We start from the raw sequence: 21,568 nt of genomic DNA, 5'->3' as shown, positions 1-21,568 counted from the left end.
AGATCAGCCGTAGCGGCCAGTTATATAATCTTCGGTTTGCTTCTGGGCGGGTTTAGTGAACAGCGTGTCGGTATCGCTGAACTCAATCAGTTCGCCCAGATACATGAAAGCCGTATGGTCAGAGCAGCGTGCAGCCTGTTGCATGTTGTGCGTCACGATCACCACGGTGTAATCCTGTTTCAGCTCGGTGATCAGCTCCTCAATACGGCCAGTAGAGATAGGATCAAGCGCAGAGCAGGGCTCATCCAGCAGTAAGACTTCCGGGCGAATCGCGATACCGCGGGCAATGCACAGACGCTGCTGCTGGCCGCCGGAGAGACTGTAACCGCTCTGATGCAGCTTGTCTTTGGTTTCATTCCACAGCGCGGCTTTGGTCAGCGCCCACTGTACGCGCGCATCCATATCTGCACGCGACAGCTTTTCAAACAGGCGAACACCAAAGGCGATGTTGTCATAGATCGACATCGGGAACGGCGTAGGCTTCTGAAACACCATGCCGACCCGGGCGCGCAGCAGCGAAATATCCTGCTGAGTCGCCAGAATGTTTTCGCCATCCAGCAGAATGTCCCCTTCAGCCCGCTGATCCGGATAGAGCGAGTACATTTTGTTGAAGGTCCGCAGCAGGGTCGACTTACCACAGCCCGATGGCCCGATAAACGCAGTCACCTGATTCTTAGCGATATCCAGATTGATGTTCTTCAGCGCATGATATTTGCCGTAATAGAAGTTCAGATTACGGACCTGAATTTTATCGGCTGATGCTGTCGCGATACTCATAATTCATCTCTCTTATACGGCGCCGCACAGGGCCGCGCCGGAAATTAACCGTGTTTACCTTTGGCGAAAATCACCCGCGCCACGATGTTCAGCACCAGCACGCAGAGGGTGATAATCAGCACACCTGCCCAGGCCAGGCTCTGCCATTCGGCGAACGGGCTCATGGCGAACTTAAAGATGGTGACCGGCAGGTTCGCCAGCGGCTGCATCATGTCGGTGCTCCAGAACTGGTTCGAGAGCGCCGTGAACAGCAGCGGTGCCGTTTCACCTGCAATGCGCGCAATCGCCAGCAGCACACCCGTGATGATGCCGGAGACCGACGCTTTCAGGGTAATAGACGAGATCATCTTCCACTTGGGCGTACCCAGCGCGTAAGCCGCTTCACGCATGCTGTCTGGCACCAGTCGCATCATGTTTTCGGTGGTACGAATCACAATCGGCACCTGCAGCAGCGCCAGCGCAATCACCCCGGCCCAGCCGGAGAAGTGCTGCATCTGCGACACCACAAGGGTGTAGACGAACAGGCCGACCACAATCGAGGGTGCCGAAAGCAGAATGTCGTTAATAAAGCGGATCACTTCTGCCAGTGGCGACTTGCGCCCATATTCCGCCAGATAGATACCCGCCATGATGCCCAGCGGTGTGCCGAAGAAGGTAGACCAGAAAATCAGTAATCCGCTGCCCGCCAGGGCATTAGCCAGCCCGCCGCCCGCGGTATTGGGTGGTGGCGTTGATTCGGTGAACAGGGACCAGGAGAGCCCATCCACGCCGCGCGATACGGTGGTGAACAGGATCCACACCAGCCAGAACAGGCCAAAAGCCATGGTCAGCAGCGACAGCGTCAGCGCAATTTTATTTTTAGTGCTGCGCCAGGACTGCATTTTACGGCGTGATGCGTCCAGTTCGGCGCGCGCCTGAATTTCAATTGTGGTCATGAGCGCGCTCCTTCACTTTTCGCCAGCCGCATAATCATCAGCTTTGAAATCGCCAGCACGATAAAGGTAATCACAAACAGGATCAGTCCCAGCTCCATCAGCGCGGCGACGTGCACGCCCGATTCCGCTTCAGCGAACTCGTTGGCCAGCGCCGAGGTGATGCTGTTACCCGGCATAAACAGCGACGGGCTGTCGAGCTGGTAGGTGTTGCCGATAATAAAAGTCACCGCCATGGTTTCACCCAGCGCACGACCCAGTCCGAGCATCACACCGCCAATCACGCCATTTTTGGTAAAGGGCAGTACGATGCGCCAGATCACTTCCCAGGTGGTGCAGCCGATGCCGTAGGCTGACTCTTTCATCATCACCGGGGTCTGCTCAAAGACGTCGCGCATCACCGAGGCGATATAAGGGATGATCATGATCGCCAGAATCACACCCGCCGCGAGGATGCCGATACCGAAAGCGGGGCCGGAGAAAAGCTCGCCGACAATCGGAATGCCCGATATCACGTCATTGACCGGTGTCTGGAAGTATTCGGCAAACAGCGGCGCGAAAACAAACAGACCCCACATGCCATAAACAATACTGGGAATGGCTGCCAGCAGCTCAATGGCGGTGCCCAGCGGGCGACGCAGCCAGCCTGGCGCGAGTTCAGTCAGGAACAGCGCGATACCAAAACTCACCGGTACTGCGATAATCAGGGCAATAATGGAGGTCACAAGGGTGCCGTAGATCGGTACCAGTGCACCAAATTGTTCGTTGGGCGCATCCCAGGTTTTGGTCCACAAAAAGGCGAAACCAAACTTCTGGATGCTGGGCCACGAGGAGATGATCAGGGAGACAATAATGCCGCCCATCAGTAACAGGACAATCAGCGCAGCCAGCCTGACCAGCGCGCCAAAAATTCTGTCACCTTGTTTACCTGGGGCTTTGAATGCCGGCTTCGTTGCAGCCATAGAAGTCTCAGTCTTCAGAAGTTATCAGGACGGCATGACGCCGCCCGTTGAGTCTGACCGGACTGCTGTCCGGTCAGGGTCGGTCAATTACTGATAAAGCGCTTTACCAGAACTGTCTTTGATGTTGGCTTTCCAGGCGGCGCGAATCTGTTCAGTCACGCTCTCTGGCAGCGCAGCATAGTCCAGCGCTGTGGCGGTTTTGCTGCCGCTTTTGTAAGCCCAGTCGAAGAATTTCAGTACTTCAGCACCCTTGGCCGCATTAGCCTGATCCTTGTAGATCAGAATAAAGGTGGTTGACGAGATTGGCCAGGCATCAGCGCCCTTCTGGAAGGTCAGATCCTGCGCGAACGATTTGCTCCAGTCAGCGCCTTTCGCGGCATTACTGAAGCTGGTTTCGCTTGGGGCGACCGCTTTGCCATCGGCATCGATCAGTTTGGTGTAGGTCAGGTTGTTCTGTTTAGCGTAGGCGTACTCCACGTAGCCGATTGAACCCGGCAGACGCTGAACAAACGCGGCGACGCCGTCGTTGCCTTTACCGCCCAGACCGACCGGCCAGTTGACGGTGTTACCTTTACCAATTTTGCTGTTCCAGTCCGGGTTCACTTTCGCCAGATAGCTGGTGAAGACGAACGAGGTGCCTGAACCGTCAGCGCGACGTACCACGTTGATGTTGGTCTCTGGCAGTTTCACGCCTGGGTTAAGTTTGGCAATCGCCGGGTCGTTCCACTTTTTGATGGTGCCGAGGTAGATATCACCGACGGTTTTGCCATCCAGCGTCAGCTGACCTGACTTGATACCCGGCAGGTTAACCGCCAGTACCACGCCACCGATCACGGTAGGGAACTGGAACAGGCCATTTTTCTGCAGATCTTCATCTTTCATTGGCGCATCGGACGCACCGAAATCGACGGTTTTGGCGATGATCTGTTTCACGCCGCCAGATGAACCGATACCCTGGTAGTTAACTTTGCTACCGGTGGCTTTTTGATATTCTGCTGCCCACTTGGCATAAACCGGCGCCGGGAACGTCCCGCCTGCGCCAGTGAGATCGGTTGCCGCAAAAGCAGATACCGCGCTTACGGCGAAGGTGGTGGCGAGGATTCGGGCTACGGTGCTACGCATCAGTGTCATATTCCCTCCAGGGGAGAAAAGTCAGGCTTGGGGCCGTTTTAGTAAGAATCTGTGATTGCTGCAGGAGGGAAAATAGGACAGTTTGATGACAGTGAAATGTACGAAATATGACAGTTATATGACAGAGGGCCAGAGCAAAGTGGGCCCGCGACGGGGCCCACCCGGTTATTCCACAGTAACCGATTTTGCCAGGTTACGTGGCTGATCGACGTCGGTCCCTTTGATCAGGGCGACGTGATAGGAGAGTAGCTGTAGCGGCACCGTGTAGAAGATGGGCGCAATGACCTCTTCGACATGCGGCAACGGGATAATCTTCATTCCGTCACTGTCGCTGAAGCCCGCATCCTGATCGGCAAAGACATAGAGCAGGCCGCCGCGTGCGCGTACCTCTTCGATGTTGGATTTGAGCTTCTCCAGCAGTTCGTTGTTAGGTGCCACCACGATCACCGGCATGTCCGCATCAATCAGCGCCAGCGGGCCATGTTTCAGCTCGCCTGCGGCGTAGGCTTCCGCATGAATGTAGGAGATCTCCTTGAGCTTCAGCGCCCCTTCCATGGCAATCGGATATTGATCGCCACGCCCCAGGAACAGCGCGTGATGCTTGTCAGAGAAGCCTTCCGCCAGATTCTCAATCAGCTTATCCTGCGCCAGCATCTGCTCAATCCGGCTCGGCAACGCCTGCAGTGCATGAACGATCTCATGCTCAGTCTCGGCTGACATCCCTTTCAGACGGCCCAGTTTCGCCACCAGCATCAGCAGCACCGCTAACTGGGTGGTGAACGCTTTGGTAGAGGCGACGCCGATTTCGGTGCCCGCTTTGGTCATCAGTGCCAGGTCAGATTCCCGCACCAGTGACGAACCGGCTACGTTGCAGACCGCCAGCGAGCCCAGGTAGCCCAGCTCTTTAGAGAGACGCAGCGCCGCCAGGGTATCTGCCGTTTCACCCGACTGCGACAGGGTGATCAGCAGGCTGTTTTTGCGAACAGCTGATTTGCGGTAGCGGAACTCCGAGGCAATCTCGACATCACAGGGCAGGTTTGCCAGCGACTCAAACCAGTAGCGTGACACCATGCCGGAGTTGTAGGAGGTGCCACAGGCGATAATCTGGATATGCTCAACCTGGCTCAGCAGCGCTTCTGCGCCCGCGCCCAGTTCGCTGAGATCAACCTGACCCTGGCTGAACCGACCGCTCAGGGTGCTTTTCAGCGCCATGGGCTGTTCGTAGATCTCTTTCTGCATGTAGTGACGGTAAATGCCTTTGTCACCGGCATCATATTGCAGGTTCGACTCGATCTCGGCACGGGTCACGGTGTTGCCTTCACGGTCGATCACCGTGACATCGCGACGGCTGATCTCGGCGATATCACCCTCTTCCAGATAGATGAACCGACGGGTCACCGGCAGCAGGGCCAGCTGATCCGAGGCGATAAAGTTTTCGCCCATGCCACGACCAATCACCAGCGGGCTGCCGGAACGGGCCGCCACCAGCAGTGACGGATCGCGGCTGTCCATGATCACCATGCCATAGGCACCGCGCAGCTGCGGAATCACACGCAGCACCACTTCACGCAGCGAACCGCCCTGCTTCTGCTCCCAGTGAACCAGATGCGCCACCACTTCGGTGTCCGTTTCAGAGGCAAAGACATAACCGCGCGCGATCAGTTCAGCACGCAATGGCTCATGATTTTCAATGATGCCGTTGTGCACGATGATGATGTGCTCTGAGACGTGCGGATGCGCGTTCGCTTCCGACGGCTCGCCATGGGTTGCCCAGCGCGTGTGCGCGATGCCGGTTCCACCAATCAGCGGTTGCTGCTCAGCGGCTTCCGCCAGTTTCTGCACTTTCCCTAAACGCCGCAGGCGCGTGACGTGCCCCTGACGATCGACCACGGCCAGACCGGCCGAATCATATCCGCGATATTCAAGACGACGCAGACCTTCCAGCAGAATCTCTGCGATATCACGTTGCGCTACTGCACCAACAATTCCACACATAATGATGTTTTCCTGACTACATGGCTTTTCGCCACTTCTGTTGTCATGCGACCTGATATCCGGCTTTGCCGGTTCCCCGAGCCTTGTAGAGAGTGGGGATTATAGTTTTGGCACTGCACTGCACTGCATCGGCCCGCATTAAAGCGGGCCGTTAAAATTTATTTTTTCTTCACCGGACGCTGCCAGTCCGCTTTGTGATTCTGCTCTTTACGGTTATAGACCAGACCGGCCTGGGTCACATCTTTCATGATGGTCGTGCCCGCCGCAATGGTGGTCCCTGCCGCGATGCTGACCGGCGCCACCAGCTGGGTATCTGACCCCACAAATACGTCATCGCCAATTACGGTTTTGAATTTGTTCGCACCGTCGTAGTTGCAGGTAATGGTGCCTGCACCGATATTTACGTTGTCGCCAATCTCCGCATCACCGAGATAGGAGAGGTGCCCCGCTTTCGATCCTCTGCCCAGACGCGCTTTCTTCATTTCGACGAAGTTGCCCACGTGGGCGGCATCGGCCAGTTCGCTGCCAGGACGCAGACGGGCAAAAGGTCCGACGGTGCAGGCAGTGGCGAGATTCGCATCCTCGATCACCGAATAGGGGCTGATTTCACAGTCATCGCCAATCACACTGTTTTTGATAATGCAGCCCGCGCCGATTCTGACGCGTGCGCCCAGCGTGACCTGGCCTTCAATAATGACGTTGGTGTCAATTTCAACATCCCGTCCGTGCGTCAGCGTCCCGCGCAGGTCAAAACGGGCCGGATCGCGCAGCATCACGCCAGCCAGCAGCAGCTTTTCCGCCTGTTCAGCCTGGTAAGTGCGCTCTAATGTCGCCAGCTGCAGCCGGTTATTGACGCCATCGGTTTCACTGATGCGTGCCGGATGAACCGCGTTGATCACCCGACCTTCCTGATGCGCCAGCGCGATAATATCGGTGATGTAATATTCACCCTGCGCATTATTGTTGGTGAGCTGCGCCAGCCAGCGTTTTAAATCGCCGCCGTTGGCGATCAGAATGCCGGTGTTGATCTCTTTAATGGTGAGCTGCGCCGGGCTGGCATCTTTCTGTTCGATAATGCCGGTGATGGTGTCGTTCTCACGCACAATGCGGCCATAGCCGGTTGGGTCATCCAGTACCACGGTGAGTAAGCCAATGCCGCCCTGCGGTTTTGCTTCGCGCAGCCGCTGTAGTGTCGCCTGAGAGATCAGCGGCACGTCACCGTAAAGCATCATGATATCTTCATCATCCGCGAATGCAGGCGCTGCCTGCTGCATCGCATGGCCAGTGCCGAGCTGCTCGGCCTGCAGTACCCAGTTGAGCGAGCTGTCAGTGAGGGTCGCCTTCAGGCGATCGCCGCCGTGACCATAAACCAGATGGACCTGCTGTGCGCCCAGCCCTTTAGCCGCGTCAATCACATGCTGAACCATGGGTTTGCCTGCCAGCGTATGCAGAACTTTAGGCAGATCGGAATACATACGGGTGCCCTTGCCAGCAGCAAGGATCACCACACTCATCGCACTGTTAGACATAACTATCCTGAGTGAATTTTTACGGGTGAAAGTAAAACGGTTTGAGATTGAGATTACTACATTTTTCTCAGGCCGAAATTAGGCGGACAGGCAGATCAGGCGCAGCAGACAAAAAAAATGCCAGCCCGAGGGCTGGCATTTCATGACGCATAAAGCTGGATTACATCGCTTTTTTGGTCAGTTCGATCACGCGCAGTTTAGCAATGGCTTTCGCCAGCTCGGCAGAGGCCTGAGCATAGTCCACGTCGCCGTGGCTGCTGTTCATATGGTCTTCTGCTTTGCGTTTTGCTTCCAGAGCGCGCGCTTCGTCCAGATCGGTACCGCGGATAGCGGTATCGGCCAGAACGGTGCTGCTGCCCGGTTGCACTTCCAGCACGCCGCCAGAGAGGTAGATAAACTCCTCTTCGCCGTGCTGTTTCACGATACGGATCATTCCAGGCTTAATGGCAGTCAGCAGCGGCGCATGGCCAGGGAAAATCCCCAGTTCACCTTCGCTACCTGACACCTGAATTTTCTGTACCAGACCAGAGAACAACTGCTCCTCTGCGCTGACCACATCCAGGTGATAAGTCATAGCCATAATCTTCCTCCCGGGAAACCGTTATTACAGTTTCTTCGCTTTTTCCACGGCTTCTTCGATGGCGCCAACCATGTAGAAGGCCTGCTCTGGCAGGTGGTCAAACTCACCTTCCATGATGCCTTTAAAGCCACGGATAGTGTCTTTCAGCGTCACGTATTTGCCCGGTGAACCGGTGAATACTTCTGCAACGAAGAACGGCTGAGACAGGAAGCGCTGAATCTTACGCGCACGTGCCACCAGCAGTTTGTCTTCTTCAGACAGCTCATCCATACCGAGGATGGCGATGATGTCTTTCAGTTCCTGATAACGCTGCAGCAGTGACTGAACGCCACGTGCAACATCATAGTGCTCCTGACCGACAACCAGCGGATCCAGCTGACGGCTGGTAGAGTCCAGCGGGTCAACGGCCGGGTAGATACCCAGAGAGGCGATCTGACGGCTCAGCGTTACCGTTGAGTCTAAGTGCGCAAAGGTAGTTGCTGGTGATGGGTCAGTCAGGTCATCCGCAGGGACGTAAACGGCCTGTACGGAGGTGATTGAACCGGTCTTGGTGGAGGTAATACGCTCCTGCAACACACCCATCTCTTCTGCCAGCGTTGGCTGGTAACCTACCGCAGATGGCATACGACCCAGCAGTGCAGAAACTTCTGTACCGGCCAGGGTATAACGGTAGATGTTATCGATGAACAGCAGAACGTCGCGACCTTCATCACGGAATTTTTCCGCCATGGTCAGACCGGTCAGTGCTACGCGCAGACGGTTACCCGGCGGCTCGTTCATCTGGCCATAGACCAGTGCAACTTTATCGATAACGTTAGAGTCAGTCATTTCGTGGTAGAAGTCGTTACCCTCACGAGTACGCTCACCCACACCGGCAAACACTGAGTAACCTGAGTGTTCAGCCGCGATGTTACGGATCAGTTCCATCATGTTGACGGTTTTACCTACACCCGCACCACCGAACAGACCGACTTTACCGCCTTTAGCAAACGGACACATCAGGTCGATAACCTTGATGCCGGTTTCCAGCAGTTCCTGCGAGTTAGACTGATCTTCATAAGAAGGGGCTGCGCGGTGAATAGAGGCGATCTCTACTGCGCTGCCATCTTCTTCTTTCAGCTCGCCTTTCATATCGATTGGCTCGCCGAGAACGTTCATGATACGGCCCAGGGTCGCTTTACCGACGGGTACCTGAATCGGTTTCTGCAGGTCGTTGACGCTCAGACCACGCTTCAGGCCGTCAGACGTACCCATTGCGATGGTACGTACTACGCCGCCGCCGAGCTGCTGCTGAACTTCCAGCACCAGACGCGCATCACCATTCATAACCTCGAGGGCGCTGTACACTTGCGGTACCGCGTCCTGAGGGAATTCGACGTCAACAACGGCGCCGATAATCTGGACAATCTTTCCAGTTGCCATCTTGAATCCTCTACCTAATTCCAAACCTGGTTAAACCGCGGAGGCTCCACCGACAATCTCGGTAAGTTCCTGGGTGATGCTGGCCTGACGAGCTTTGTTGTACACCAACTGCAGCTCTTTGATCAGATTTCCGCCGTTATCGGTTGCGGCTTTCATCGCTACCATACGTGCGGCCTGCTCACTGGCCAGATTTTCCACCACACCCTGATAAACCTGCGATTCGACATAACGACGCAGCAGGGTATCCAGCAGCGCTTTCGGATCGGGCTCATACAGGTAATCCCAGGTCTTCGCCTTCATCTCTTCTTCACCTTCCGCTGGCGGTAACGGCAGCAGTTGGGTGATGGTCGGAGTCTGAGACATGGTGTTATTGAATTTGTTATTGACGATCATCAGCTTGTCGATGCGGCCTTCATCATAAGCCTGCAACATCACTTTTACCGGGCCAATCAGGTCAGACAGGGTAGGTTTATCGCCCATGCCACTGACTTGCGCCACAATGTTGCCACCCACAGCATTAAAGAATGACGCCCCTTTTGAACCGATAATCGACAGATCGCTCTGCACGCCTTTATCGGACCAGGACTTCATATCCGCCAGTAACTTTTTGAACAGGTTAATGTTCAAACCACCACAAAGCCCGCGGTCAGTTGAAACGACCAGGTAGCCGACGCGCTTCACGTCGCGCTCTTCCAGGTAAGGGTGCTTGTATTCCAGATTACCCAACGCAAGGTGACCAATCACTTTGCGCATGGTTTCTGCATACGGACGGCTGGCCGCCATGCGTTCCTGCGTTTTACGCATCTTGGAGGCGGCGACCATTTCCATCGCTTTGGTGATCTTCTGCGTGTTTTTCACGCTTCCAATCTTGCTTCGTATCTCTTTTGCGCCGGCCATTAGCTTCTCCTCAAAGCCTTGCGGCCTGCCTTTTCAGACAAGCCGCCAGACATTACCAGGACTGGGTTGCTTTAAACGTCTCGACCAGGCCTTTCAGCTTGGCTTCGATATCGTTATTAAAGTTACCCGACTGGTTGATTTCAGCCATCAGCTCAGCGTGGTCGCGATCGGCGAAGGCCAGCAGTGCAGCTTCGAAGCTGCCAATTTTTGCCAGTTCAACGTCGTTCAGATAGCCACGCTCTGCAGCGAACAGAACCAGACCCTGCTGCGCAACAGACATCGGCGCATACTGTTTCTGCTTCAGCAGCTCGGTCACTTTCTGACCGTGGCTCAGCTGTTTGCGGGTTGCATCATCCAGATCAGAGGCGAACTGCGAGAATGCCGCCAGTTCACGATACTGTGCCAGCGCGGTACGGATACCACCGGACAGTTTCTTGATGATCTTGGTCTGTGCAGCACCACCTACGCGGGATACCGAAATACCTGGGTTAACGGCCGGACGAATACCGGAGTTGAACAGGTTCGATTCCAGGAAGATCTGACCATCAGTAATCGAGATTACGTTGGTCGGAACGAACGCAGAAACGTCGCCCGCCTGGGTTTCGATGATCGGCAGCGCGGTCAGTGAACCGGTTTTACCTGTCACTGCGCCATTGGTGAAACGCTCTACATAATCAGCGCTTACGCGTGATGCACGTTCCAGCAGACGGGAGTGGAGATAGAACACGTCGCCAGGGAATGCTTCACGACCTGGTGGACGGCGCAGCAGCAGAGAAATCTGACGGTACGCGACAGCCTGCTTAGAAAGGTCATCGTAAACGATCAGCGCGTCTTCACCACGGTCACGGAAGTATTCGCCCATCGCACAGCCTGCGTACGGAGAGAGATACTGCAGTGCAGCAGATTCAGAAGCAGACGCCACAACAACGATGGTGTTCTGCAGTGCGCCATGCTCTTCCAGCTTACGAACCACGTTAGAGATGGTTGAGGCTTTCTGACCAATCGCAACGTAGACACACTTGATGCCTGAGTCGCGCTGGTTGATGATCGCATCGATCGCCATTGCGGTTTTACCGGTCTGACGGTCACCGATGATCAGCTCACGCTGGCCACGGCCGATTGGAATCATCGCATCGACCGACTTATAACCGGTCTGAACCGGCTGGTCGACTGACTGACGGTCGATAACGCCAGGTGCAATGACTTCAACCGGTGAGAAACCGTCGTTGTCGATTGCGCCTTTACCGTCGATAGGAGCACCCAGGGTGTTCACTACGCGGCCCAGCAGGCCACGGCCTACCGGTACTTCAAGAATACGGCCAGTACACTTAACCTTCATGCCTTCGGCGAGGTCAGCGTAAGGGCCCATCACCACTGCACCAACCGAGTCACGCTCGAGGTTCAGGGCGATAGCGTAACGGTTGCCCGGCAGGGCAATCATCTCACCCTGCATGACATCGGCCAGGCCGTGTACGCGGATGATACCGTCACTTACAGAAACAATCGTACCTTCGTTGTGAGCTTCACTCACGACATTGAACTGAGCAATGCGCTGCTTGATCAGTTCGCTGATTTCGGTGGAATTCAGTTGCATATGCTCCAGTCCCCTTAAGACTGCAAGACGTCAGCCAGACGGTCAAGACGGCCGCGTACGCTGCCATCAATAACCAGATCACCCGAACGGATGATCACGCCTGCCATCACAGACTTATCAATTTTGCAATTCAGCTTAACTTTGCGTGACAGACGTTTTTCCATCGCGGCGCTGATTTTATTCAGCTGGTCGTCACTCAGCGTACTGGCGGAGATAACATCTACTTCAGCGGTGGCTTCATGAGCGTCACGCAGTTCGATGTATTGGGCCAGTACAGCCGGAAGCGCTGTCAAACGTCCGTTTTCCGCCATCACCTTAATCAGGTTCTGCGCGGGTTCATCCAGTTGATCACCACAGACTGCGTTAAACGACGCTGCCAGCGCTTCGGGTGCTAATGCACCTGAGAGAAGATCAGCCATCTGTTCATTGCGAGCCACTTCTGCGGCAAACGCCAGCATCTGTTGCCAGCGTTCAATACTTTGATGCTCAACAGCAAAGTCAAAAGCTGCTTTGGCGTAGGGGCGAGCTACAGTAATCAGATCAGACATCAGCCCCTCCCTCCTTACAGTTCAGCGACCAGTTTATCAACGATGTCGCTGTTAGCAGCTTCATCCACGGAGCGTTCGATGATCTTCTCGGCGCCAGCCATAGCCAGCAACGCGACCTGCTTACGCAGTTCTTCACGCGCACGTTTGCGTTCAGCGTCAATTTCAGCCTGCGCTTGTGTCACGATGCGATTACGTTCGTTTTCAGCTTCGGTTTTGGCTTCGTCCAGAATCTGCGCGCGACGCTTGTTCGCTTGCTCGATAATGACCTGAGCGTCTTCTTTGGCTTTTTTCAGCTGGTCGGTCGCATTAGCCTGCGCGAGATCCAAATCTTTCTTTGCACGTTCAGCAGAAGCAAGGCCTTCAGCAATTTCTTTCTGGCGCTTTTCGATAGCAGCCATGAGCGGCGGCCATACGTACTTCATGCAGAACGCGACAAACAGGATGAACGCGATAGCCTGGCCGAGGATTGTTGCATTAATGTTCACAGCACAATGCCTCTAGATTGAGTATTTAACTTTTCTGCCGTTATCAACGATAAGCGGCAGAATCCGTTCACCCTTGCACATTGTGCGCTGAGTGAACACAGGGCTTTAGGCGACAGCAAACATCACGTACAGACCCAGACCAACAGCGATCATCGGGATTGCATCCACCAGACCCATTACAACAAAGAACTGCGTACGCAGCAGAGGAATCAGGTCAGGCTGACGAGCAGCGCCTTCCAAGAATTTTCCTCCGAGGATGCCGATACCGATCGCAGCACCGATTGCCGCCAGGCCCATCATCACAGCGGCAGCCATGTACAGCAGATCCATATTCAGGTTTTCCATGACAGTCTCCAGTTTGTTTCAGTTAAATGCTCCCTTCATCTTCCGGGCTTCAGCGGTGTGCGCTGCAACCCGAAATCAAGAGGGAAAGTAGTGTTGAGAAAAAAATCAATGTTCTTCAGATGCCATCGACAGATAGACAATCGTGAGGACCATGAAAATGAAAGCCTGTAGCGAAATGATCAGGATGTGGAAAATGGCCCACGGCACATTCAGCACCCACTGCGACCACCACGGCAACAGACCGGCAATAAGGATAAAGATCAGTTCACCCGCATACATGTTACCGAACAGTCGTAAACCCAGTGATACAGGCTTAGACAGCAGGCTCACACCTTCCAGAATCAGGTTGATCGGGATGAAGATCGGGTGGTTAAAAGGCTGCAGCGTCAGCTCTTTAGTGAAGCCGCCAATGCCTTTCATTTTGATGCTGTAGAACAGAATCAAAATAAATACGCCCAACGCCATAGATAGCGTGATGTTCACGTCTGCAGACGGTACGACGCGCAGCGCCGGTAACCCCAATACGTGCTCGCCAATATATGGCAGCAAGTCGATTGGCAGCAGATCCATGAAGTTCATCAGGAAGACCCAGACAAAGATTGTCAGAGCCAGCGGGGCGATAAGTTTGCTCTTACCGTGATACATGTCGCGCACGTTACTATCGACGAAACCGACAACCAGTTCGATAGCCGCCTGCATTTTCCCTGGCACACCGCTGGTGGCAGATTTTGCCACGCTACGGAACAACACCAGGAAGATGATTCCCAGCACCATAGAGAAAAACATGGAATCGATATTTAATACCCAGAACGTCGCGGGAGCGTCGTGCGGATTCACTATCTCGAAGGTACGCAGGTCCAACTGAAGATGAGTCAGGTGGTGACCAATGTACTCTTGCGGAGTAGAGATTTCTCCTGCAGCCATGATGCCTCTTACCCTTTGTTGTTAATTACCGCCGGTGCCAGCATTTGTACCACCAGCACCGATAACCAGGTTATTCCGACCGGCCAGAAAACCGCTCCGAATAGACCCAACGCCACAATGAGCAAAATGATGGTCGCAAACACTTTGGCTATTTCACCCAAAGCGAAGCTCCACGCGACTCGCCCCGAAGCTGGGGTTTGCCCCTGCAGGCGCCAGGCTAAAAACAAAAACAATACGTTTGGCAGCCAGGCTGCCGCACCGCCAGCAAGAGCAGAGAGACCCCAGATGACATCTTTAAGAGCAAAGAGTGCACCGATGATGACTATCGTCACCAGCTGAATCATCAGCACCGTTCGGGCGTATTTTACACTGTAAAGAGACACTGACATGACGCTGATACTCTCCTGCCCCGTTAGGGGTATGTCGCGTGTCGTATAAGACTGCCTTTGCGCAGTTGAGTCAAGCAGCAAAAGCCGTGCAAATTATACGGGCCGCACCTGCGATTTCAATCGGTAAGTAGCGAAAAGGTGAACAATTATTTAAATTTCTTTCCGGAGGGCTATTTTTCCAAAGATTACCCTGCAGAGATTCACCCTAATCTGACTGAAAATTCTCTCGCAACTTGCTTTTAAAGCGTGCTTTAGATCACATAATAAGCACTTTCGCTACACTGAGTTTTATCTTCGCGCTATTTAAGAACAATCTGTATTACAGATATATTTAATAAAATCAAAGAATTAAAATTATAAAAATGCATCTGCAAGACTATTTTCACAGAAAACACGCTATTGACATCGAACTGTGCTTAAGAATCGTGTAATTGATATTACGCACGCAAAGTTATTACCGCGATATATTTTCTGCCGTGACTACTTTTATTCAGCGACCCGCCTATACAAGTGATATTTCTGATAACTGAATGTGAATTAAACGTTAAATGTAACAGAGCTTTTCGGATAATTTCCGTCAGCGTTTTAACCTTCGGTCAGCCAGGGCTTAATCAAAATCTTTTATTGATAGCGCATCATCTGCACTTTTTTCATCCCGGAACTGACGAAAATTACTGGCAGATAAACGCTAAATCTCTGCCAGTCGAAAGCCTACTGGTGACGAAGAATGACCAGGTGGCGATCACCTTCCAGCTGCGGTACCTGCAACTTAATCACAGCATCAGAGACGTAGCCTGCCGGTAACTCCGCAATTTCATCGTCCGGACGCACGCCTTTCAGCGCGAAGAAGCGCCCTTCTCTTCCCGGCAGATGATGACACCAATTCACCATGTCGGTCAGCGAGGCAAATGCACGACTGATCACGCCATCAAAGGGCGGCTCAGCCGGGAACGCCTCAACCCGGCTCTGCACCGGAGTAATGTTAGTGAGTCCTAACTCATGCTGAACCTGACGCAGGAAACGCACCCGCTTGCCCAGGCTGTCGAGCAACGTAAAGTGCGCATCAGGCATCACGATAGCCAGCGGAATGCCAGGCAGTCCTGGTCCGGTTCCCACATCAATGAAACGTGAGCCTTGCAGATGCGGCGCCACCACGATGCTGTCGAGGATATGGCGTACCAGCATCTGCTGCGGATCGCGCACTGATGTCAGATTGTAGGCTTTGTTCCACTTATCCAGCAGGCCGACATAGGCAACCAGCTGCTGTTTTTGTTGATCGGAGAGGGAAATACCGGCTGCCTGTAGCAGCGACGTGAGTGTGTTGATCACAGCATAAGTCCATTCAGCGGGGGCGAGTCTCCTCGCCCCGTTTTCAGATCAGGCGCTTTTACGCAGCAGACCCTGTTTTTTCAGATAGATAAGCAGAATTGAGATGGCCGCCGGCGTAATGCCGGAGATACGCGTCGCCTGACCAATCGAACTCGGTTTGTGATCGTTCAGCTTGGCGATAACCTCATTTGAGAGGCCGTTCACCTGGCGATAGTCGAGCTCCACCGGTAACAGCGTGTTCTCGTTGCGCAGCTGGCGATCGATCTCTTCCTGCTGACGCGCGATATAACCTTCATATTTGACCTGAATCTCAACCTGCTCAGCGGCCTGCTCATCAGCCAGTGCCGGACCAAAGGCATCCAGCGTCATCAGCTTCAGATAGGTCAGCTCAGGACGGCGCAGCAGATCTTCGCCGCTCGCTTCTTTAGTCAGCGGCGCGCTGAGTACCGTATTCACTTCCGTCACGTGCTCTGACTTCGGATGGACCCAGATATCGCGCAGGCGCTGACGCTCCTGTTCAATCGCTTCCAGCTTCTGATTGAAACGCGCCCAGCGCGCATCATCCACCAGACCCAGTTCACGACCGGTTTCGGTCAGACGCAGATCGGCATTGTCTTCGCGCAGCATCAGACGATATTCAGCACGGGAGGTAAACATCCGGTACGGCTCTTTGGTACCGAGCGTGCAGAGGTCATCAACCAGTACGCCCAGATAAGCCTGGTCACGACGTGGTGCCCAGCCCTCTTTGTCCGCAGACTGACGGGCGGCGTTCAGCCCCGCCAGCATCCCCTGTGCAGCGGCTTCTTCGTAGCCGGTTGTGCCGTTGATCTGGCCGGCAAAGAACAGGCCGTGAATAAATTTGCTCTCCAGCGTCAGTTTGAGATCGCGTGGATCGAAGAAGTCATACTCGATGGCATAGCCCGGACGCACGATCTTCGCATTCTCCATGCCCTGCATGGAGCGAACGATCTGAATCTGCACATCAAATGGCAGACTGGTTGAGATGCCATTCGGGTAGATCTCATTGCTGGTCAGCCCTTCCGGCTCCAGGAAGATCTGATGCGAGTTACGATCGGCAAAGCGCATCACTTTGTCTTCGATAGACGGGCAGTAGCGTGGACCGATCCCCTCGATGATCCCGGCATACATCGGGCTGCGATCCAGATTATTGCGGATCACCTCATGGGTTTTCTCATTGGTGTGAGTGATCCAGCACGGTACCTGCTGCGGATGCTGAGACGCATTGCCCATAAACGAGAAAACCGGCATCGGGTTATCGCCGTGCTGCGGGCTGAGCACTGAAAAATCGATGGTGCGCGCATCGATACGCGGTGGCGTACCAGTCTTGAGGCGGTCTACCCGCAGCGGCAGCGCACGCAGTCGTTTTGCCAGCGGAATGGACGGGGGATCACCTGCGCGACCGCCACTGTAATTATCCAGACCGATATGAATTTTGCCGTCAAGGAACGTGCCGACGGTGAGGACGACGGTTTTCGCGCGGAACTTCAGTCCCATCTGGGTGACTGCACCCACCACACGATCGTTTTCCACGATAAGATCGTCGACCGCCTGCTGGAAGATCATCAGATTGGGCTGGTTCTCCAGTGCCGTACGCACTGCCTGGCGATAGAGCACGCGATCCGCCTGAGCACGAGTTGCCCGCACTGCCGGACCTTTGCTGGCGTTTAGTATCCTAAACTGGATACCCGCCTGGTCAATCGCACTGGCCATCAGACCACCCAGGGCATCCACTTCCTTCACCAAATGTCCTTTGCCAATCCCACCAATCGCCGGGTTACAGGACATTTGTCCAAGCGTATCAATGTTATGGGTGAGTAACAGGGTTTGCTGACCCATTCGGGCTGCCGCCATTGCGGCTTCGGTGCCCGCATGACCACCACCAATTACGATGACGTCAAAAGGATCCTGATAAAACATGAAGTGGTACCTCGGTTGATGAACTTGCAGGATCGTCGTCCTGGGGCGTGGATTCTACTCAAATTCCGTCTGGGGTGAAAGCCGCGGGATCGTCCGGTTTTAAAAGAAAGGATCTTAGATCTGTATATGATCTTTCTGTTAGATCTCTTATTAGGATCCCGCTTTTCTGTGGATATGTGCCAGAAGCACAGCAGAAACAACAGGATGAAGAGGATCACTACCTGTTAGTGATCGGTGATCCTGATCCGTATAAGCTGGGATCAAAATGGCATGTTATCCACAGCTCAAAATTCATTCTACGGTTGTTCTTTGGATAACTACCGGTTATACGCAGTAAAAGAGGGTAGTTATCCACAAAATAAACGAGCGGAAAAGGATAAAATCAGCATGTTCCACTGGGGATCGTCACTATTTCGCGATCCCCAGCCCCCTTCAGATCGCTTTTTTCCAGCTTTCCAGCCAGGCTTCCGCGGGATCTTCAGGGATCTCATGCTCCAGCACATCAATCTCCAGACGATCGCCGATCTGGCGGGCACCCTGAGCAATTAACAGGGCTTCAATCTGGCGGATCGCGCCACAAAAGAGATCATATTCATGATTGCCGAGTCCGATGGCACCAAACCGGACCTGCGAGAGATCGGGCTGGCTTTCCGTGATGGCTTCGAACAGCGGCAGCAGGTTATCGGGAATATCGCCTGCACCGTGAGTTGAACAGACCACCAGCCAGATACCCTCATGTGGCACTTCATCCAGCTCCGGGCCATGCAGCATCTGCGTTGAGAAGCCCGCTTCCTGTAATTTTTCTTCCAGATGTTCAGCCACATACTCTGCGCTACCCAGAGTACTGCCACTGATTAAGGTGATATCGGCCATCTTGCTCTCCCGGACATTAAGGCGAGCATTGTACGCTGTGATCAAGCGGTGATCCACCTGTGGACAACAGGGTTAATAGATTAAGAGAAGCGAACGCAGCCGTTGCCAGCCGCCACATTCGTCAGGGATAAGATTATGCACAAGGCGGAGAAGGATCAGGGCTTGATAGTGCGCATGATCGGGTTTTGCAGCGAGATCAGCGTTTCCGTCGACTGAATTTCATCTATGGTCTGGATCTTGTTGATCAGCACCTGTTGCAGGGCATCAATGGACCGGCACATCACCTTAATAAAGATGCTGTAGTGGCCGGTGGTGTACCAGGCTTCAACCACTTCATCCAGCGCATCCAGTTTGCTCAGCGCCGCCGGATAGTCACGCGCGCTCTTAAGGATAATGCCGATAAAACAGCAGACATCAAACCCCAGCTGGCGCGGATCGATATCAACCCGGGTGCCCAGGATAATGCCCGCCTGCTTCATCTTCTCCACGCGGACATGAATGGTGCCGGGGCTGACGTTAAACTGTTTTGCCAGCTCGGCGTAAGCAGTGCGCGCATTGTCGAGCAGGGCATTCAGAATGCCGCGATCCAGGTTATCGAGCTGCAGATGTTCGGCCATGGCCATCCTCGTTATTGGTCTGCTTAAGTAAACAAGGATGAATGTGCAGCAAAATAGTGGTTCAGGCAACTCCCGGCAGCGACGGGCGTCGCTGCCGGTTCACTTAGCGTTTGCGCCAGACGGTGACCTGCGCCAGCGTGTGCTGGAACTTGCGGGCCGTTTCGCGGATCACAAACGGTTTATCCTGCGGTTCATCGACCAGGTCGAAGTCGGCCGCCAGCAGACGTTGCAGTGCCTGCAGCGTCGTCAGTGCCTCACCGTTTTCACGCACGCCGCCCAGCCAGTTCTCCTTCGGCGTGAAATCCTCCAGCCAGGTATAGGGCGATGAGAGCACCAGAATGCCGCCCTGACGCAGCATCGGCGTGACATCCCGCAGGAAGCGTGCGGGCTGACGCAGGCGATCGATCAGGTTGGATGCAAGTATTAGATCGTAACGGGCGGGTTGCGGCTTAAGGTTACAGGCGTCGCCCTGAACAAACTGAATCCGCTGCGCCAGTTCGCTCTCCAGCGCGAAATCTTTCAGGCGAACCTGGCGATACTCCACCAGATCGCCTTCCTGTGGCAGGAGATAACGGAAGTCTTCGCCGCTGGCCAGCTGAAGCGCCACATCGATGAAGCGCGCCGAGTAGTCCATGCCGGTGACACGTTCAAAGTGGCGGGCCAGTTCAAAACTGGCGCGTCCGGTGGCACAGCCGATATCCAGTGCCTCGCCGCGTGCCGTGGTGTAGTTCAGCGCCAGGTTTACCAGGCTTTCGGCATAGTTATCCACGCCGAAATAGCGCGGGCCATACTGGAAGTCGAGGTATTGCGACACCATGGCGTCAGATTCATACGGGTTCAGCGCCATGGTTTCCTGATGGCTGGAAACCACGTAGCGGAAACCGGCATGCTGGAAGAAGTGGCGGCGGAACGCATAGCGTGCCGATTTCAGCGCTTCGTTGCCGGTCGATATCCAGCTACCGCCTTTGATCAGCGAATGTTTGCCATCAAAGGTCGGGGTAGAGAAATCATCGTAAAGCGGGTGGACTTTAAAATCTTCAAAGCCGTTGGTCGGCGTGGTCGTCCACTGCCAGACGTTACCGACGATATCGAAGAAGTCGCCCTGGGCGAAGAGATCGACCGGTGAAGAGGAAGCCCAGTATGCAAGGTTAATGTTGCCCGGTGCCCGATCCCAATCCGGCTGATCGCCCGCGACCTGTTCGCGCAGCTGAGCCCACTCCGCTTCACAGGGGAGCTGAACACTCATTCCCGTCTGATCCGCTTTCCAGCGGCAGAAGGCCGCCGCTTCCAGCTGGTTAACCTCGGCTGGCCAGTCCCACGGCATTGCGACTTCTTCACACATCAGACGCAGTTTAAGCTGATCGGGCATCGCAGGCGTGCCGACCCAGAAGGTGGGCATCTCCGCTTTTGCAAACTGACACCAGCCCCAGCCTTCGTCATCCCACCAGCGAGCGTCCTGATAACCCCCCGCCTCAACGAACGCCAGGAATTCCGCGTTGCTGACCAGCATTTTGCTCGCCCTGAACGGCTGCAGCGCGATCTGCTGGCGGCCATATTCGACATCCCAGCCATAGGTCTCGTCGGTTTTACCCAGCGTGACGGTGCCGCCGGGCATCGGCAGCAGGGTATTGGCCGGAACAGCCTCGCGCTGGTGGCGCGCCATCGGGCAGACCGGCCACGCAGGCTGGGGTTTCACCCACCCGACCGGTAACTGGCGTATCAGTACGCTGGACGTTTCCAGATGAATACGCTCATGCTCAATGCCCATCAGGATCACCCAGGCCGGACTTTCCCAGGTGATCGGCAGAGTCAGCGGCAGGGTCTGGATCAGATCGCTGACCAGCGCTTTAACGCGCCCGCGGTATTCGCGGACTTCTTCGACAGTAGGCCAGTCATAGTGGTTGTCGTTGAGATCGTCCCAGCTCATCTCATCCACACCAATCGCCATCATCGCTTCGATACGATCGTCCAGACGCGCGTCGATAAGGCGTCCGGCCATCAGCTTATTAATGTAGAAGGTAGCGGTGTGGCCAAAATAGAAGATTAAAGGATGGCGCAGCGGAATGGCTTTGGTAAACCAGGCCTGGGAATCGGCCAGACAGGTAAACAGACTTTCATACTGTTCCCAGGTCTGGTGGAAATAGGCCAGCAATTCGGCACGTTTTTGTTCAATGTTATGGCCGGAGAGCAGTAGCGTTCGCGTCGGCGCAGGCAGATCGCGATGAGGTTGAGCAAGCGTCACAGGAAGCTCCAGATTGCTGAGTAAGTGAAACGGTAATTTACTATAGCAAATATGCATTT

Annotated in this window: 20 protein-coding genes; all 20 read right to left on the bottom strand. The window is 54.5% G+C overall.

What is annotated here, in order from left to right; translation table 11 throughout:
• Positions 1-3: 3 nt before the first annotated feature.
• A complete protein-coding gene (gene pstB / locus PAG01S_RS16545; RefSeq protein ID WP_010672189.1) occupies positions 4-777 on the bottom strand; it encodes a phosphate ABC transporter ATP-binding protein PstB in 774 nt (257 codons plus the stop codon).
• Between the two features lie 44 nt (positions 778-821).
• Positions 822-1,712 (bottom strand): phosphate ABC transporter permease PstA, encoded by an 891-nt coding sequence (gene pstA / locus PAG01S_RS16540; protein WP_033785872.1) that lies wholly within the window; start codon positions 1,710-1,712, stop codon positions 822-824.
• Complete coding sequence (pstC, locus tag PAG01S_RS16535) at positions 1,709-2,671, bottom strand: phosphate ABC transporter permease PstC (RefSeq protein ID WP_010258877.1); 963 nt, start codon at positions 2,669-2,671, stop codon at positions 1,709-1,711. The genes pstA and pstC overlap by 4 nt, the downstream gene beginning before the upstream one ends.
• An 87-nt stretch (positions 2,672-2,758) precedes the next feature.
• Positions 2,759-3,802, bottom strand: coding sequence for a phosphate ABC transporter substrate-binding protein PstS (pstS, locus tag PAG01S_RS16530; RefSeq protein WP_010258875.1), 1,044 nt, complete (start codon positions 3,800-3,802; stop codon positions 2,759-2,761).
• 165 nt (positions 3,803-3,967) lie between these two features.
• Positions 3,968-5,797 (bottom strand): glutamine--fructose-6-phosphate transaminase (isomerizing), encoded by a 1,830-nt coding sequence (glmS, locus tag PAG01S_RS16525; protein ID WP_010258873.1) that lies wholly within the window; start codon positions 5,795-5,797, stop codon positions 3,968-3,970.
• Positions 5,798-5,955: 158 nt separating this feature from the next.
• Positions 5,956-7,326 carry a bifunctional UDP-N-acetylglucosamine diphosphorylase/glucosamine-1-phosphate N-acetyltransferase GlmU gene (gene glmU / locus PAG01S_RS16520; protein WP_010258872.1) on the bottom strand — a complete coding sequence of 457 codons (1,371 nt, stop codon included), beginning with the start codon at positions 7,324-7,326 and terminating at the stop codon, positions 5,956-5,958.
• Between the two features lie 160 nt (positions 7,327-7,486).
• Positions 7,487-7,906: a F0F1 ATP synthase subunit epsilon gene (locus tag PAG01S_RS16515; protein ID WP_010258871.1), complete on the bottom strand. Its 420-nt coding sequence runs from the start codon at positions 7,904-7,906 to the stop codon at positions 7,487-7,489.
• Between the two features lie 24 nt (positions 7,907-7,930).
• On the bottom strand, positions 7,931-9,328 hold the full coding sequence (gene atpD, locus PAG01S_RS16510) for a F0F1 ATP synthase subunit beta (protein WP_010258870.1): 1,398 nt from the start codon (positions 9,326-9,328) through the stop codon (positions 7,931-7,933).
• A gap of 30 nt (positions 9,329-9,358) precedes the next feature.
• Positions 9,359-10,225 (bottom strand): F0F1 ATP synthase subunit gamma, encoded by an 867-nt coding sequence (gene atpG / locus PAG01S_RS16505; protein ID WP_010258869.1) that lies wholly within the window; start codon positions 10,223-10,225, stop codon positions 9,359-9,361.
• Positions 10,226-10,277: 52 nt separating this feature from the next.
• Entirely contained in the window at positions 10,278-11,819 is a 1,542-nt protein-coding gene (gene atpA / locus PAG01S_RS16500; RefSeq protein ID WP_010258868.1) for a F0F1 ATP synthase subunit alpha, read from the bottom strand.
• A 14-nt stretch (positions 11,820-11,833) separates the two neighbouring features.
• Positions 11,834-12,367, bottom strand: a complete 534-nt coding sequence (gene atpH, locus PAG01S_RS16495) for a F0F1 ATP synthase subunit delta (protein ID WP_003849530.1) — start codon at positions 12,365-12,367, stop codon at positions 11,834-11,836.
• 14 nt (positions 12,368-12,381) lie between these two features.
• Complete coding sequence (gene atpF, locus PAG01S_RS16490) at positions 12,382-12,852, bottom strand: F0F1 ATP synthase subunit B (protein WP_003849528.1); 471 nt, start codon at positions 12,850-12,852, stop codon at positions 12,382-12,384.
• A gap of 105 nt (positions 12,853-12,957) precedes the next feature.
• On the bottom strand, positions 12,958-13,197 hold the full coding sequence (gene atpE, locus PAG01S_RS16485) for a F0F1 ATP synthase subunit C (RefSeq protein WP_003849523.1): 240 nt from the start codon (positions 13,195-13,197) through the stop codon (positions 12,958-12,960).
• Between the two features lie 105 nt (positions 13,198-13,302).
• A complete protein-coding gene (gene atpB, locus PAG01S_RS16480; protein ID WP_010258863.1) occupies positions 13,303-14,121 on the bottom strand; it encodes a F0F1 ATP synthase subunit A in 819 nt (272 codons plus the stop codon).
• A gap of 8 nt (positions 14,122-14,129) precedes the next feature.
• Entirely contained in the window at positions 14,130-14,510 is a 381-nt protein-coding gene (atpI, locus tag PAG01S_RS16475) for a F0F1 ATP synthase subunit I (RefSeq protein WP_010258861.1), read from the bottom strand.
• 711 nt (positions 14,511-15,221) lie between these two features.
• Positions 15,222-15,839: a 16S rRNA (guanine(527)-N(7))-methyltransferase RsmG gene (rsmG, locus tag PAG01S_RS16470; protein ID WP_010258859.1), complete on the bottom strand. Its 618-nt coding sequence runs from the start codon at positions 15,837-15,839 to the stop codon at positions 15,222-15,224.
• Positions 15,840-15,887: 48 nt separating this feature from the next.
• Entirely contained in the window at positions 15,888-17,777 is a 1,890-nt protein-coding gene (mnmG, locus tag PAG01S_RS16465; RefSeq protein WP_010258857.1) for a tRNA uridine-5-carboxymethylaminomethyl(34) synthesis enzyme MnmG, read from the bottom strand.
• 432 nt (positions 17,778-18,209) lie between these two features.
• On the bottom strand, positions 18,210-18,650 hold the full coding sequence (gene mioC / locus PAG01S_RS16460) for an FMN-binding protein MioC (RefSeq protein ID WP_010258855.1): 441 nt from the start codon (positions 18,648-18,650) through the stop codon (positions 18,210-18,212).
• A 155-nt stretch (positions 18,651-18,805) separates the two neighbouring features.
• Positions 18,806-19,267, bottom strand: coding sequence for a transcriptional regulator AsnC (gene asnC / locus PAG01S_RS16455; protein ID WP_003849496.1), 462 nt, complete (start codon positions 19,265-19,267; stop codon positions 18,806-18,808).
• Between the two features lie 103 nt (positions 19,268-19,370).
• Positions 19,371-21,509 carry a 5-histidylcysteine sulfoxide synthase gene (ovoA, locus tag PAG01S_RS16450; RefSeq protein ID WP_062759426.1) on the bottom strand — a complete coding sequence of 713 codons (2,139 nt, stop codon included), beginning with the start codon at positions 21,507-21,509 and terminating at the stop codon, positions 19,371-19,373.
• Positions 21,510-21,568: the final 59 nt, after the last annotated feature.

The organism is Pantoea agglomerans NBRC 102470 (assembly GCF_001598475.1).
In the GTDB taxonomy this organism is placed as follows: Bacteria; Pseudomonadota; Gammaproteobacteria; order Enterobacterales; family Enterobacteriaceae; genus Pantoea; species Pantoea agglomerans.
Note: the sequence above shows the minus strand (reverse complement) of the source record. Positions and strands in the feature narration are given on the sequence as shown.